The sequence below is a fragment of the Serratia sp. BIGb0163 genome (assembly GCF_024809935.1).
GTDB classification, from domain to species: domain Bacteria; phylum Pseudomonadota; class Gammaproteobacteria; order Enterobacterales; family Enterobacteriaceae; genus Serratia; species Serratia quinivorans.
In genome coordinates this window covers 408909-423815 of the sequence record NZ_JANUDZ010000004.1, presented here as the reverse complement: position 1 = coordinate 423815, position 14907 = coordinate 408909, and the positions used below count along the sequence as shown (strand labels likewise).

The following is a 14907-nucleotide window of genomic DNA, read 5'->3' as shown; positions in this document are numbered from 1 at the left end:
ACCACTGCCAGTCTGGTTTCGAGGGAGTATTTTGGTTTTGCCATAAAAAACTGCACCTTATTCAGTTGGGTGTCCAACTTTTGGGGTGCAGTTCATTTTTGGCCGAGGGCTTTTTTTATGGCGCAAAGTGGGGCTTTACTTGTTGCGACGCACTTTCACTGCTTCCGCCAGTTCACGCAGTACAGTTTCGGTGTCTGACCAGCCGATGCAGGCGTCGGTGACGCTCTTGCCGTAGACCAGCGGATCGCCGCTTTCCAGGTTCTGGTTACCTTCCACCAGATGGCTTTCGATCATCACGCCCATAATCGCCTTTTCACCGCCGGCAATCTGTTGGCAGACGTCTGCGTTCACTTCCAGCTGCTTTTTGAACTGCTTGCTGCTGTTGGCGTGGCTAAAATCGATCATCACCTGTGCAGGCAGACCCGCTTTAACCAGGCCTTCTTTGACTTGTTTCACGTGTGCCGCGCTGTAGTTCGGCTCTTTGCCGCCGCGCAGAATGATGTGACAGTCGCCGTTACCGCTGGTGTTAACAATGGCCGAGTGGCCCCATTTGGTTACCGACAGGAAACAGTGCGGCGCGCTGGCGGCGTTGATGGCATCAATCGCCACCTTAATGGTACCGTCGGTGCCGTTTTTGAAACCAACCGGGCAAGACAGGCCGGAAGACAGTTCGCGGTGCACCTGAGATTCGGTGGTCCGCGCGCCGATCGCGCCCCAGCTCATCAGATCTGCCAGATACTGCGGGGTGATCATGTCGAGGAATTCGCCGGCAGCCGGCAGGCCAGAATCATTGATATCTAGCAGCAGCTTACGCGCCAAACGCAGGCCGTCGTTGATCTGGAAGCTATTATCCATCTGCGGATCGTTGATCAAACCCTTCCAGCCCACGGTAGTCCGCGGTTTTTCAAAATAAACGCGCATCACCACTTCCAGCTCACCGCTCAGTTCCTGACGCAGCGCCAGCAGGCGACCGGCGTACTCTTTGGCGGCTTTGGTATCGTGGATCGAGCAAGGGCCGATCACCACCAACAGGCGATCGTCGCTGCCGCGAAGGATCTGATGAATGGCATTGCGTGCCTGTGACACCGTCTCTGCTGCACGTTCAGTGGCCGGAAACTTTTCTAACAGGGCCACCGGTGGCAGGAGTTCCTTAATTTCTTTAATACGTAAATCGTCATTTAGGTAATTCATCACTTTTCCATTCGGTATCGAGAGGCGTTATTTCGCAGAGCGTAGATCTGACCAATTTAGCCTGTGAGGATAACGCTGTAAATCACCTTTGCCGCCTGCAGAATGAACGTCCTGATTAACAGTAGATTGTGCTGTTTCATCAGCAGAGCACAGTGGCTCCTTTTTGGTTATGCTAACGGCCAGGATCCGTTACTCGAGCCAAGCCATGCCCTCATTGTTATTAGTTGATGACCACCCGGTGGTTCATGTCGCACTGGAAGCGGCGCTAATCAAGTCTTCCCGCTCCTATGTTCTACAGGCGGTAGAGGATGACGTACAGGCGCTGGCTCAGTTGGCCGCAGCCGACTTTGCACTGGTGATCCTCGATATCGGCCTGCCGCAGGTAGACGGCCTGCAGCTGCTGAAAAAGATTCGCCGCCATTACCCGCAGCAGTCGATCCTGATTTATACCGCCCAGGAAGAAGAGATTTATGCCCGTATGGCCTATGCGGCCGGTGCCAACGGCTTTGTTCACAAGGGCAGCCGACTGGAACAACTGGTGCTGGCGATTGAAACCGTGCTGGCCGGGGAACTGAGCTTTCCCGCCGCCGCGATGGCAGAAGAAACCCAGCCGACAGAAGGCTCGCTGCTGACGCCAAAAGAACTGCAGATTCTCGGGCTGCTCAGTAAAGGGTTGTCCAACCTGCAAATTGCCGAGATGCTGAGCATCAGCAACAAAACCGTCAGCACCCACAAGAAGAATATTTTGCGCAAGACTGGCGCCAGTAACCTGCTGGAGCTGGTGGCGGTGTTTAAAGAGCTGACGCCATGATGCGTGGAGTCCTGTTGCTGTTAACCCTGCTGCTGAGCCTCGGCAACGTCACACAGGCGGCGCAGCCGGTGAGTTATCGGTTGGTCAGCAACCTGAATATCCCGCTCGATATGCTGATCGCCAGTGAGAAAAACCCCTGGCGCGATACTACGTTGCGTGTCGGCATCATCAGTGAAAATACCAGCCCCTATAACATCATTGTGGATGACGATTTGTACGGCTTGAACGCCGACTATCTTGGTTATGTTCAGCAGGTTACCGGCATTCACTTTCAGATTTACGGCTTTGCCGATCTGGCGCAGCTAGAGCAGGCGCTGCATGACGGGACTATCGATCTGGTGTACGGCATTCCACAAAACGAAGCCCTGCACGGCCTGAAGATTTCGCAGCCTTATTACGTCAGTAATCTGCGTGTGCTGCGGGATCGCAGCAATGACCGCCAGGTGATGCTCAATTCCGCCAACGCGCGGGTGGCTATCAGCACCCTGACCGATATGCAGGCCGGTCAAGCGTTGCAGGCGGTGTCCTCTCACGTGCAGCGTTATGACAATAACCTGCAGGCGGTGTATGCCTTGCTCAACGGCAGCAGCGACTACTTTATTGCCGACGAAGCCAGCGCCAGTTTTATTATTGACCAGTTACAGCTCGGCCAGCTTTATCAGATTGAAAGTACCGTCAACCTCGGGAATCTGTCATTCGTATTCGCCTCCGCCAACCCGACGCTGATCGACACCCTCAACCTGGCCATCGCCGATACCCCGATGGAGTTTATGAACGCCATTCAGAGACGCTGGAGCAAGAAGATCCCCAGCTATCTCGATACCGGCAATGCCGATCTGACCCAGATGGAAAAACACTGGGTGGCGACCCATCCCACCGTTTATTACGCCGCCATCGAGAATAATTTTCCGTTCGCCTATCGGGGTTCCGGCGGGCAGGCGCGTGGATACGCAATCGATATTCTGAATATCATCGCGCAGAACACCGGGCTACGCTTTATGCCGCTCTGGGCGCGCAACCCCGAGCAGGCCGACCAACTGGTGCAATCCGGTCAGGCCAGTTTCCGTACCGCCCTGCCTTTGGCACGCGGCGTTAAAGCCCGCTACAGCGCCAGCATGCCGATCCACCGTTCACTGTGGGGGGTTTATGTCGGTCAGCAGGCCAACGGCATTTCCACCTGGAGCGATTTGGCCGGTAAACGCATTGGCGTGCTGCAGGGCGACCTGGCACAGAGTCTGGTGCCGGCCAACGAAGAGTTGATCCGTTTTACCGACGGCAAGGCCATGTATGACGCCCTGGCCAACGGCCAGCTGGATGCGCTGGTGGATAATGTGATCTCGGCAAACTTTGTCGCCCTGTCACGTTATTCCGGCGCGATAAAACTGGCGTTCGCGGCCAATAACATCGCCTACCCGGTAGCATTCGGCGTGCGGCAGGATCAGCCACTGCTGCTGGCTATCCTCGATAAAAATCTGATGCAGATCCCGTCCGAAACGCTGCAATCGCTGCGCGATGAATGGATTGTCGATCGCAGCAACCTGATTGATGCCGTAAATGAAAACCGCATGCAGCCGCAAACCACCTGGCTGCTGGCGCTGTTGGCGGCAGCGATCCTGCTGCTGCTGGGGCTGACCCTGCGGCGCTTCATCCTGCAGCGTAGGGAAAAACGTGAGCGTGAGGTCATCGAGCAGGCTCGTCAGCATGCCGAAGCCGAGAACCGCATGAAGAGCAAGTTTCTGGCCACCGTCAGCCATGAACTGCGTACGCCAATGCACGCCATTCTTGGCCTGCTGGAACTGGAGCTTAAACGCCAGCCGACGCCGGAGGGCTTACCGGTGATTTACAGCTCGGCCTCATCGTTGCTCAACCTGCTCAATGATTTGCAAGATCACGCGCGGCTGGAAACCGGTTCGTTGACGCTGGTCGCCCGGAGCGTGGCGCTGCAACCCTGGATAGCCCACATCAACGCCCTGTATCAACCGCTGATCGGCGAACGCCCGGTGACGCTAAACGTCAGTGCGGCCGACAACCTGCCCGCCGCTGTTCTCATTGATGGTGAGCGTTTACTTCAGGTGGCTAACAATCTGATAAACAATGCAATTAAATTCACGCCACACGGCACCATTCAGGTGAATATCGGTTGGCATGAGCAGGTTCCACCGCAGGGGGAACTGTGGCTGACGGTGGCCGACAGCGGCTGTGGTATCGCCGCCGATGAGATAGATAAACTGTTCCAGCCGTTCTATCGCGCACGCGGTGCACAGCGCGTATCCGTTCAGGGGACCGGGTTGGGGCTGTCTATCTGTAAAGAGATTATCGAACAAATGGGCGGTCGAATTGCGTTGCAATCGCAACCCGGCCTCGGCACTCAGGTGACACTGTCCGTGCCGGTAAGCCAGGTCGCTGTCGATCCCACGACTCAGCAGGCCGACACACCACTCATTCTGCCGCCGCCAACCCTGCGCGTAGCCCTGATCGACGATCACCCCACCAACCTGCTGTTGATGGAGCGGCAACTGCGCCACTTCGGCCTGCAGCCGACGTTATTCGAGCAAGGCCATAAGCTGTTGAAGGCCCACCGTCGGCAGCCGTTCGATCTGCTGTTTATCGATTACAATATGCCGCGTCCGGACGGCCTGACGCTGGCAAGGCTGATACGCCGCGACGAGCAACGCCATCAGCGCCCGGCCTGCCAGATCATTCTCTGCTCGGCCGACGTGCAGGAATTTACCCGCATCCCGCCGGGCCTGGTGGCGATAGATCGCTTTTTAACCAAGCCAATTGCTCTGGCCGCAATAGCCCAAACGCTACCGCAGCAACCCCAGGCGCTGGAGCGGCAGTTAGTCCTTACTGACCTGCAGCAAACCCTGGTCGATATGGCCGGTAATGAGCGACCGATGATCCTGCGTTTGGCAACAACGCTGCAGGCGACGCTGCGGCAGGACCGGCAACGGCTTGAGCAGGCGGCACAGAATCAGGACTGGCCAACCCTGGCGCAAACCGCGCATCGCATCAAGGGCAGCCTGCTGATGCTGCAACTGCCTGCAGCGGCCAGCCTGTGCCAACAACTGGCGGACAGCGGTCGTGAAGGAACATTCATTCAGGCCGCCTATACTGAATTGAGTACGTTAGTGGAACAGATCCTGATAGAACTGGATAATCTGGTCAGCACTGACGAGTCGTATTTTGCTATGGATAAGGAAGAATAATGTCGGACGCCCCACACGTACACCAGCCAAAAGACAGTAATAGTAAACGCCTACTGACCGCTTTTTTAGTCACCGCGGTCTTTATGGTCGCCGAAGTGGCCGGCGGGTTAATTTCAGGTTCACTGGCGCTGCTGGCGGATGCCGGCCATATGCTCACCGACGCCGCCGCGCTGCTGGTGGCCTTGATGGCCGTCCACTTCTCACAGCGTAAGCCCAATGCGCGCCACACCTTCGGTTATCTGCGTCTGACCACCCTGGCGGCCTTCCTCAACGCCGCCGCGCTGTTGGTGATCGTGGTATTCATCCTGTGGGAGGCGATACGGCGTTTCTTCGAGCCACAGCCGGTGATGGGTACGCCAATGCTGATTATCGCCATAGCGGGGCTGCTGGCCAACCTGTTCGCCTTCTGGCTACTGCACCGGGGCAGCGAAGAGAAGAATATCAATGTGCGCGCTGCCGCATTGCATGTGCTGGGGGATTTACTGGGGTCGGTGGGCGCCATCGCCGCCGCCATTGTGATCCTGACCACTGGCTGGACGCCGATTGACCCGATATTGTCAGTGCTGGTGTCTTGTCTGGTGATTCGCAGCGCCTGGCGACTGCTGAAAGAGAGTTTCCACGAGCTGCTGGAAGGCACGCCGCAGGAGGTGGATATCAACAAGTTGCAAAAAGACCTGTGCCTGAATATTCCGGAAGTGCGCAATATTCATCACGTCCATGTGTGGCAGATTGGTGAACAAAAGTTGATGACGCTGCATGCGCAGGTGATACCGCCGCACGACCATGATGGCCTGCTGCGCCGTATTCAGGCCTATCTGCTGGAGCACTATCGGATTGGTCACGTAACCATTCAGATGGAATATCAGCACTGCGATACACCCGACTGTGGGATTAACCGGGCCCCCGAGCCGAGTGACCACTCACATTCACATGTGGGACATCATCACTAGAATCCACTGGGGCGCCTTATTCGGCGCCCCAGTTATGTTATGGTGCAGAAGATAATGGCCGCGATTGATTGTTGCCGGCGCTTTTGATCCACAGCCAGGAGCCGTTCAGCGCAATCAACGTCAGGATCACGTATTCCAGCGCCATGGCATAAACGCCCTGGTAGGCGAATATCGCCACGCTGATCACGTCAATCACTATCCACAACAGCCAATTTTCCACGTACTTGCGCGTCATCAGGATCATCGCCACGATCGACAACACCATCATGGTCGAATCCCAGAATGGGAAGGCATCCGGCTGCAGCTGCGGCATTTGCACGCTCAAACCAAGCCCCTGCATCACTGTCACCGCTGCCTGCGTCAACCAGGCAAACACGCGGTCAATATTGAACGTCATCAAGGCTATGCCGATAACGCACACCGCCGCCCAGCTCAGCGCCTTCGGCAGTGACAGCCAACGTATCTTCAGCTCGGCCTGGTTATCCTGAGTCTGACGGCTCCAGGCGTACCAGCCGTAAATATTGGCGACAAAAAAGAACAGCTGCAGCAGCAGGCTGGCGTAAAGCTGGATTTGAAAGAAAATCACCGCAAACAGCGTGACGTTAATCAGGCCGAACAGGTAATTGATAATTTTCTCTTTGCTGGCATACCAAATGCACAGCAGGCCAAACAGGGTGCCGATAGCCTCAATCCATGACAGATCGTAGCCCCCCGCTCCCAGCGGGATATGCACCAGGATATTGCTGGTACTGAAAAAGCTCATTTTATCTTCCTTATTAAATGGTTAAGCGTTCCCTTTAACCTGCACCCTTAACTCAGCGGCGAAATCCAACATCCGGTTCAACGGGATCAGCGCCTTCTGACGCAACGCGGCATCGACATGGATCTCATGCAGTACACCGCCGTGCTCCAGCCCATCGGCGATAGCCTTCAGGCCATTCATCGCCATCCACGGGCAGTGTGCGCAGCTGCGACAGGTGGCACCTTCCCCGGCGGTTGGCGCTTCGAACAACTCTTTGTCCGGGCAGGCCTGTTGCATCTTATAAAAAATACCGCGATCGGTGGCAACAATCAGCTGCGAATTAGGCAGAGTTTTCGCCGCCTGAATCAATTGGCTGGTTGAGCCTACCGCATCGGCCAGGCTGACCACCGCCTGTGGTGACTCCGGATGCACCAGTATCGCCGCGTTCGGGTACAAGGCCTTCATCCGCATCAGGGCCTGGGTTTTAAACTCGTCATGGACGATACAGGCCCCCTGCCAGCACAGCATATCTGCACCGGTTTGCTTTTGCACATAGCTCCCCAGATGGCGATCCGGCGCCCAGATGATTTTCTCACCCAGGCTGTCGAGATGTTCAATCAGTTCAACGGCGATACTGGAGGTAACCACCCAGTCCGCCCGCGCTTTTACCGCCGCTGAGGTATTAGCGTAGACCACCACGGTTCTGTCCGGGTGGCTGTCGCAAAAGGCATTGAATTCTTCTTCCGGGCAACCGAGATCCAGCGAGCACTCGGCGTTCAATGTCGGCATCAGCACCCGTTTTTCGGGGCTGAGGATCTTGGCGGTTTCCCCCATAAAACGCACCCCGGCAACCAGCAGGGTCGAAGCCGGATGATTGCTGCCAAAGCGCGCCATCTCCAGCGAGTCCGCCACGCAGCCACCGGTTTCTTCCGCCAGCGCCTGGATCTCCGGATCGGTATAGTAATGGGCTACCATCACCGCATTACGCTGCTTGAGCAGGATTTTAATCTTCTCGCGGTAAAACGCCTTCTGCGCGTCGTCCAGCGGTACCGGCTTGGGCGGGAACGGGTACACCGCCGCATTAACATCAAACATTTCACTCATCGCTGCAATCTCTGTGCTAGGCTGGGTGTCTGCTGCCCGGGTATCACCCCATCGCAACCCCCTTCGTTTTATATACTAAACAAAATACCTTTATTTGTGCGAAAAGTCCGCTGATATTTTATATTTGCGCGAAAGGTGTTTAATTCATTAAAAATTTGAAAGGATAAAATGCAAAGAAAGAGAGGGTTCCAGGTACAACCAGGTACTAAAAGAGATAAACGGATAAAACGGATTGAAGATGCTGGGGGCAAACCGGGGATACCGTACGGGATTGATTCGGCCTTTGGCCTCACCCTTCGGGCAACGCTGCGCGTTGTCGTATCGCTGCGCGATGCTCGAACCTGAACGCAGCTTCTCACCCACACGGTTCGTGCGTTATGCGATGCTCAAGTTTTGGGAGAAGTGCTGAGGTACTCTGTGAAATGGTGGGCCGTGCGGGATTCGAACCTGCGACCAATTGATTAAAAGTCAACTGCTCTACCAACTGAGCTAACGGCCCACTGAGGGGATACTGCTGAACCGCGTAAGCAGGAGAGGAACTCGCTGCAATAATGGTGGGCCGTGCGGGATTCGAACCTGCGACCAATTGATTAAAAGTCAACTGCTCTACCAACTGAGCTAACGGCCCACTGACGTGGTTTACTGCTGAACAACCAATACAAAACCGAAGCTCGTATTGCGGAAAAACCATTCTGAAATGGTGGGCCGTGCGGGATTCGAACCTGCGACCAATTGATTAAAAGTCAACTGCTCTACCAACTGAGCTAACGGCCCACAGCAGTGGTGGGTGATGACGGGCTCGAACCGCCGACCCCCTCCGTGTAAAGGAGATGCTCTACCAACTGAGCTAATCACCCACTAGTGTGGTTACTGCTACTACTTCAGAAATTGGTGGGTCGTGCGGGATTCGAACCTGCGACCAATTGATTAAAAGTCAACTGCTCTACCAACTGAGCTAACGACCCAATTTCCTTGCTGCTTTAACATCTTGCAAGATGTCTTGGCAACGGCGGCATATATTACTAATTTATCTTGGCAGCGCAACCTAAATTTATAAACAACAGGTTCAACTGCTTGTTCTTCACACGAATGAGCCCAGAAATCGGTCAAATCGACTAACTTCTGGGCTCATTTTTTTACTGACTAACCTGCTACTCGACTTTTCGCCTGTTTGGCCGCAGCACTGGTTGGGTATTGTTTAATCACCTGCTGGAACACGGCTTTGGCTTTATCGGCCTGCCCTTTTTCCTGCATGATGATACCTACCTTGTACATTGCGTCCGGTGCCTTAGGTGATTTTGCGTAATTCTTCACCACCACCGCATAATAGTAAGCCGCATCATCTTTCTTACCCTTGTTGTAGAACAACTGGCCGAGCCAATAGTTGGCGTTGGGCTGGTAAGTTGATTTTGGGTACTGTTTTACGAAGGACTGAAAAGCGGAAATAGCCTGGTCATACTGTTTTTTTTCCAGCGCCAATGAAACAGCGGCGTTGTAGTCGCTGTTTTCATCACCCGTACTGGCCGGCGCTGCGGCTGTAGCGCCCGCAGAGGCGCTCTCAGCGCCGTCAGTGGACGCAGCCGCTGCTGCCCCACCTGCGGCACCCGCTGCAGCAGCGGAGCTCCGAGCGCCGCCCTGGCTGATGCTATCCATCTGTTGATAGATCTGCTTTTGGCGTTCAACAACCTGATTCAGTTGATATTGGTTTTCCTGGATTTGCCCGCGGAGAGAGTCAATATCGCGCTGGTTGTCAGAGAGTTGTTGCTGGAGTTGGTTTAAAAGCTGGCCCTGAGCATTGCTGATGCGCTCAAGTGAGGTGACACGGTCTTCGACCGAGCCGGAGCCGACATTACTGATTGGCGCTTGGGCAGTAGCGGCCCATGGGACCGCTACGCCAACCAGTAACGACAGACTCAACAAGTGACGTCTGAAGTTACTGTTCATGCGATTCTCTTAGTAAACCAGAACTGCACGACGGTTTTTAGCATAAGCCGCTTCGTCGTGGCCCAGTACTGCTGGTTTTTCTTTACCGTAAGAAACGATAGAGATCTGGTCAGCAGAAACGCCTTTACCTTGCAGGTACATTTTGACTGAGTTAGAACGACGCTCACCCAGGGCAATGTTGTATTCCGGCGTACCGCGTTCATCCGCGTGGCCTTCAACGGTCACTTTGTAAGACGGGTTGTTACGCAGGAATGCAGCGTGCGCGTCCAGCATCTGAGCGAACTCAGAGCTCACGTCATACTTGTCCAGGCCGAAGTAAACAATGTTGTTCTTCTGCAGTTCTTGCATCTGCAGACGAGCTTGTTCTTCAGAAGACAGGTTGCTGCTGCCATTTTCTGTACCAGTGCCAGCGCCAGCGCCCATACCAGATTGGTCGTTGTTTGCGCTTTTGTTAGAACTACAAGCCGCTACAGCCAGAACTGGCAGTGCCAGCAGAAGCCCTTTCAGCACTTTGTTCAGTTGCATTTCTTTAATCCTTTTATAGTTTGCCATACATATTTACACATGCATCACAGATACGGCGACCAGGCAGGGAATTTGACCTGTCCATCAGTTGCCGGAAGACGCGCTTTAAAACGCCCATCAGTCGATACCAGTTGCAGCACGGAGCCCATACCTTGCGTGGAGCTATAGATCACCATGGTGCCATTTGGCGCAATACTAGGCGTTTCGTCCAGGAAGGTGCCGGTCAAAACTTGAACCGCCCCCGATCCGAGATCTTGTTTGGCGATATGCTGAGCACCACTGTTAGAGCTCACCATCACCAGGAATTTACCATCAGAGCTGACTTCAGAATCCTGATTCTGAGAGCCTTCCCATGTCAGACGCTGTGACGCACCGCCACTGGCACTGACTTTATAAATCTGTGGTCTGCCGCCCTGATCGGAGGTATAGGCCAGAGACTGCCCATCCGGGAACCAGGTCGGTTCGGTATTGTTGCTGCGCCCGTCGGTGATTTGGGTGATCTGGCCAGAGCCAAGATTCATCACGTACAGGTTCAGGCTGCCGCTTTTAGACAGCGCAAACGCCAGGCGGCTGCCGTCCGGTGAGAACGCCGGCGCACCGTTGTGACGCGGGAACGAAGCGATCTGACGGATAGCACCGTTAGCCAGGGTCTGCACTACCAGCGCAGAACGGCCGCTTTCAAAGGTTACGTACGCCAGTTTGCTGCCGTCCGGCGACCAGGCCGGGGACATCAGAGGTTCTGGTGAACGATGTACCGTAAACTGGTTGTAGCCGTCGTAATCCGCTACGCGCAGCTCATACGGGAATTTCCCGCCGTTGGTCTGCACTACGTATGCGATACGGGTACGGAATGCGCCCTTGATACCGGTCAGCTTCTCAAACACTTCGTCACTGGCGGTGTGAGCAGAATAACGCAACCATTGTTTGGTCACTTTATACTGGTTCTGCGCCAGAACGGTGCCTGGTGAGCCCGAAGTGTCCACCAGTTGATAAGAGATCAGGTAGCCGCCGTCTGCACCAGGTTGCACCTGGCCGACCACGACCGCGTCAATGCCCAATGCAGTCCAGGCCGCCGGCGTCACTTCAGACGCGGTGGTAGGTTGCTGAGGCATACGCGCCACGTCAATTGGGTTGAATTTGCCGCTGTTGCGCAGGTCTGCGCCGACAATTTTGCCAATATCTTCCGGAGGCGTGCCTGGGCCCGCCCATTTAAACGGCACCACGCCAATCGGACGAGCGGAGTCGACTCCTTGGGTGATTTCAATGCGAACTTCCGCGTGAAGAACGGATGCCCACAGTATTAAAAAACCTAGCGCTACTCGAAATGCCTGCTTCATCTCATCTCCCTTATCCAGGCGGAATGCCTGCGATAAATTAGCAGAATTTTAACAAACCAACTCAAACAAAACTACATAATCCCTGTTGGTTACCTTAGTACATCCCTGCGATATGACTTAGCTAATCAACCGTTATTGCGGTTTGAATACAAGGGTAAAATTCTTAACTTTCTGATAAACGGCATCACTTGGTGGTTTAGGAATCCTCGCCTGATTCGCTGCGGCTACCGCCGCCTGGCACAGAGCAGGATCACCACCCACCGCTTTCACGTCAATCAAAAAGCCATCAGGCCCCAGCTTTATACGTAGATCGCAAGTCTTGCCGGCGAATGAGCTGGCGTCATAGAACTTGTTCTGAATCGCTGTGCGAATCTGTCCCTCGTAACCACTGCTATCAACCCCCTTGTCACCCGCAGTCTTGGCATTGCCCTGACCGGCCGGTTTACCGTCACCCTTCGCTTTGGCACCGCCGCCTTTCGGCGCGTTTTTACCGTCCGCCAGGCCACCAAACAAATCATCAACTTCCGAAGACTGCTCAGCTGCGGCTGCAGCCGCTTTCTTCTTGGCATCTGCGGCTTTCTTGGCTGCGGCCTTCTCAGCAGCAGCGGCTTTTTTCTCCGCCTCTGCGGCCGCTTTCTTCTCGGCATCAGCAGCCGCTTTTTTCTCAGCCTTTTCAGCTTCTGCGGCAGCCTTCTTCTCGGCGTCGGCAGCGGCTTTTTTCTCTGCAGCTTCAGCGGCAGCGGCTTTCTTCGCTTCTTCCGCCTGTTTCTTGGCGGTAGCCGCGGCGGCAGCTTCTTTCTTGGCTTCAGACTCGGCTTTCTTCTGCGCGTCGGCCTGTGCTTTAGCGACTTTATCCGCTTCGGCCTTGGCCTTGGCGGCAGCGGCTTCCGCTACTTTCTGTTGTTCTTTGGCTTTCGCCGCGGCGTTCTCGGCCACTTTTTGCTGTTCAGCTGCCTGCTTTTGTTGCTCTGCGGCCTGCTTTTGCTGTTCAGCCTGTTCTTTCGCGTCCTGAGCCGCTTTTTCCTGCGCGGTCAAACGCTCTTTCTCCAGCTCTTTCAGGCGCTGTTGTTCCGCCGCCTGCTTCTGCTGAAGTTCTTCGGCCTGCTGTTCCGCTTTTTTCTGGCGCTGTTTCTCAGCACGCTGCGCGTCGTTACTCTGCTGCTGCTGGCGGTTGTACTGCTCCACCACTGCCCCGGGATCGACCATCACTGCACCGACGACCGAACCTTCGCCGCCACCGCCGGCACTGTTCATGTCGACGTTTTCTTGCAGCGATCCCCAAATCAGCAGGGCAATCAATACAAAGTGCAGAACGACCGAAACAATAACGGCGCGGTTCAGCTTATCGTTTTGCTCAGTTGCCTTTACCAAAATAGATTCCCAAAAACTGGTGTTGCTTATACGGGGTTCCTGCACCGCAGCGCAGGAACCGGGTTGCCACTGACCTTAGGGTCAAATTGGCTGGGTCATCAACCCCACGGAAGTGACGCCCGCCTGATGGAGAATATTCAATGCCTTGATAATCTCATCGTACGGAACTTCCTTCGCCCCACCGATCAAAAAGACCGTCTTGGGGTTGGCCGCCAAACGCGACTTGGCTTCGGCTGCAACCTGCTCCGGCGGCAACAGTTCCATGCGGTCGTGATCCACCACCATGGTGTATTGGCCCACGCCGGAAACCTCGAGGATCACCGGTGGATTATCACTGCTGGAAACCGCTTTGGAATCGGTGGCGTCCGGCAGATCAACCTCAACGCTCTGGGTGATGATCGGTGCGGTTGCCATAAAGATCAGCAACAGCACCAGCAACACGTCGAGCAACGGAACGATGTTAATTTCGGACTTCAGCTCGCGCCGATTACGTCCACGAACTCTCGCCATGCTACCTCCTACTTATTTGCTGTCGCTGGAGAAGGCCTGACGATGCAGAATAGCGGTGAACTCTTCCATAAAGTTGTCGTAATTCTGCTCAAGCTTGTTGACGCGCTGGTTGAGGCGGTTATAGGCCATAACGGCCGGGATAGCGGCGAACAGACCGATGGCGGTTGCGATCAGTGCTTCGGCGATACCCGGTGCTACCATTTGCAGCGTGGCCTGTTTCACCGCACCCAGTGCGATAAAGGCGTGCATAATCCCCCACACGGTGCCGAACAGGCCGATATACGGACTGATCGAACCCACGGTGCCGAGGAAAGGAATGTGGTTTTCCAGCGTTTCCAGTTCGCGGTTCATCGAGATACGCATGGCACGTGACGCACCTTCGATCACCGATTCCGGCGCATGGTTATTAGCGCGGTGCAAACGAGCGAACTCTTTGAAACCAGAGTGGAAAATTTGCTCTGAGCCGGTCAGGCTATCGCGACGTGCCTGGCTTTCCTGATACAAACGGGAAAGCTCAATACCGGACCAGAATTTGTCTTCAAAGGCTTCGGCGTCACGCGTGGCCGCATTAAGGATGCGGGTACGCTGGATGATGATCGCCCAGGAGGCCACTGAGAAGCATATCAAAATCAACATGATAAGCTTAACCAGCAGGCTGGCCTTCAAGAATAAATCTAGGATGTTCATCTCATTCACTGCTTAAACTCCGCGACAATAGACTTAGGAAGCGCTATCGGCTTCATTTGGTGTGGATCAATACATGCAATCAACACGTCGGCCTGACTCAAAAGAGTTCCGTCAGAATTGACAATGCGTTGAGCAAACGTAAGAGAAGCCCCGCGCATTGAGGTGATTTCACTCTGGACTTCCAGCTGGTCGTCAAGACGAGCAGGAAGCAGATAATCAACCGTCATGCGCCGGACAGCGAAGGCGACATTTTCACTGAGCAGCTGCTGTTGATGAAAGTTATGATGACGCAGCATCTCGGTGCGCGCTCTTTCAAAAAAAGCCACATAGCGGGCGTGATAGACCACACCACTGGCATCGGTATCTTCGTAGTAAACGCGAACCGGCCATCGAAACAACGTATTACTCACTCTACTTCCCAGCAATGCAATTTAACGGTGCTACTATACGCAAGACGGATCGGGTTGGGAATGGGTTACAAGATGGGAACGAAAATAATTATGGGCCGCGATGGCCCATAACTTGG

General features: G+C 54.8%; 13 protein-coding genes, 5 tRNA genes and 1 other RNA gene. 3 read left to right on the top strand and 16 right to left on the bottom strand.

Features of this window, described 5'->3' with window-relative positions; all coding sequences use genetic code 11:
- Positions 1–135: 135 nt before the first annotated feature.
- Positions 136–1191: a 3-deoxy-7-phosphoheptulonate synthase AroG gene (gene aroG / locus M2406_RS17180; RefSeq protein ID WP_012005721.1), complete on the bottom strand. Its 1056-nt coding sequence runs from the start codon at positions 1189–1191 to the stop codon at positions 136–138.
- 205 nt (positions 1192–1396) lie between these two features.
- Between aroG and M2406_RS17175 the strand changes: the two genes are divergently transcribed.
- From M2406_RS17175 to zitB, 3 genes are read left to right on the top strand one after another with little or no spacing between them, the layout of a single operon-like run.
- Entirely contained in the window at positions 1397–2002 is a 606-nt protein-coding gene (locus M2406_RS17175) for a response regulator transcription factor (protein WP_041418491.1), read from the top strand.
- On the top strand, positions 1999–5211 hold the full coding sequence (locus M2406_RS17170) for an ATP-binding protein (RefSeq protein ID WP_012005719.1): 3213 nt from the start codon (positions 1999–2001) through the stop codon (positions 5209–5211). The genes M2406_RS17175 and M2406_RS17170 overlap by 4 nt, the downstream gene beginning before the upstream one ends.
- Positions 5211–6161, top strand: a complete 951-nt coding sequence (zitB, locus tag M2406_RS17165) for a CDF family zinc transporter ZitB (RefSeq protein ID WP_012005718.1) — start codon at positions 5211–5213, stop codon at positions 6159–6161. Before M2406_RS17170 ends, zitB begins: the two co-directional genes overlap by 1 nt.
- A 37-nt stretch (positions 6162–6198) precedes the next feature.
- Here the strand turns inward: zitB and pnuC are convergent, their stop codons facing one another.
- From pnuC to ybgC, 15 genes are all read right to left on the bottom strand, one after another.
- Entirely contained in the window at positions 6199–6924 is a 726-nt protein-coding gene (gene pnuC, locus M2406_RS17160; RefSeq protein ID WP_112364343.1) for a nicotinamide riboside transporter PnuC, read from the bottom strand.
- Between the two features lie 21 nt (positions 6925–6945).
- On the bottom strand, positions 6946–8007 hold the full coding sequence (nadA, locus tag M2406_RS17155) for a quinolinate synthase NadA (protein ID WP_012005716.1): 1062 nt from the start codon (positions 8005–8007) through the stop codon (positions 6946–6948).
- Positions 8008–8261: 254 nt separating this feature from the next.
- A non-coding RNA gene (locus M2406_RS17150) (RtT sRNA) lies at positions 8262–8386 on the bottom strand.
- A gap of 44 nt (positions 8387–8430) precedes the next feature.
- Positions 8431–8506, bottom strand: a tRNA-Lys gene (locus M2406_RS17145).
- Positions 8507–8559: 53 nt separating this feature from the next.
- Positions 8560–8635 (bottom strand) — tRNA-Lys (locus tag M2406_RS17140).
- 70 nt (positions 8636–8705) lie between these two features.
- Positions 8706–8781: transfer RNA gene (locus M2406_RS17135), tRNA-Lys, on the bottom strand.
- A 7-nt stretch (positions 8782–8788) separates the two neighbouring features.
- A tRNA-Val gene (locus M2406_RS17130) sits at positions 8789–8864 on the bottom strand.
- A 32-nt stretch (positions 8865–8896) separates the two neighbouring features.
- Positions 8897–8972 (bottom strand) — tRNA-Lys (locus M2406_RS17125).
- 178 nt (positions 8973–9150) lie between these two features.
- Positions 9151–9951 carry a cell division protein CpoB gene (cpoB, locus tag M2406_RS17120; RefSeq protein ID WP_259190763.1) on the bottom strand — a complete coding sequence of 267 codons (801 nt, stop codon included), beginning with the start codon at positions 9949–9951 and terminating at the stop codon, positions 9151–9153.
- A gap of 9 nt (positions 9952–9960) precedes the next feature.
- Positions 9961–10476: a peptidoglycan-associated lipoprotein Pal gene (gene pal, locus M2406_RS17115; protein ID WP_012005714.1), complete on the bottom strand. Its 516-nt coding sequence runs from the start codon at positions 10474–10476 to the stop codon at positions 9961–9963.
- 44 nt (positions 10477–10520) lie between these two features.
- On the bottom strand, positions 10521–11813 hold the full coding sequence (gene tolB / locus M2406_RS17110; protein WP_012005713.1) for a Tol-Pal system beta propeller repeat protein TolB: 1293 nt from the start codon (positions 11811–11813) through the stop codon (positions 10521–10523).
- A 132-nt stretch (positions 11814–11945) separates the two neighbouring features.
- The gene (tolA, locus tag M2406_RS17105; protein ID WP_012005712.1) at positions 11946–13184 is read right to left on the bottom strand and encodes a cell envelope integrity protein TolA; all 1239 of its coding nucleotides are present in this window, start codon (positions 13182–13184) and stop codon (positions 11946–11948) included.
- 81 nt (positions 13185–13265) lie between these two features.
- Positions 13266–13694 (bottom strand): colicin uptake protein TolR, encoded by a 429-nt coding sequence (gene tolR / locus M2406_RS17100; protein ID WP_012005711.1) that lies wholly within the window; start codon positions 13692–13694, stop codon positions 13266–13268.
- A gap of 12 nt (positions 13695–13706) precedes the next feature.
- Positions 13707–14390 (bottom strand): Tol-Pal system protein TolQ, encoded by a 684-nt coding sequence (gene tolQ, locus M2406_RS17095; RefSeq protein ID WP_006324117.1) that lies wholly within the window; start codon positions 14388–14390, stop codon positions 13707–13709.
- Positions 14387–14791, bottom strand: a complete 405-nt coding sequence (ybgC, locus tag M2406_RS17090; RefSeq protein WP_012005710.1) for a tol-pal system-associated acyl-CoA thioesterase — start codon at positions 14789–14791, stop codon at positions 14387–14389. Before ybgC ends, tolQ begins: the two co-directional genes overlap by 4 nt.
- Positions 14792–14907 lie beyond the last annotated feature (116 nt).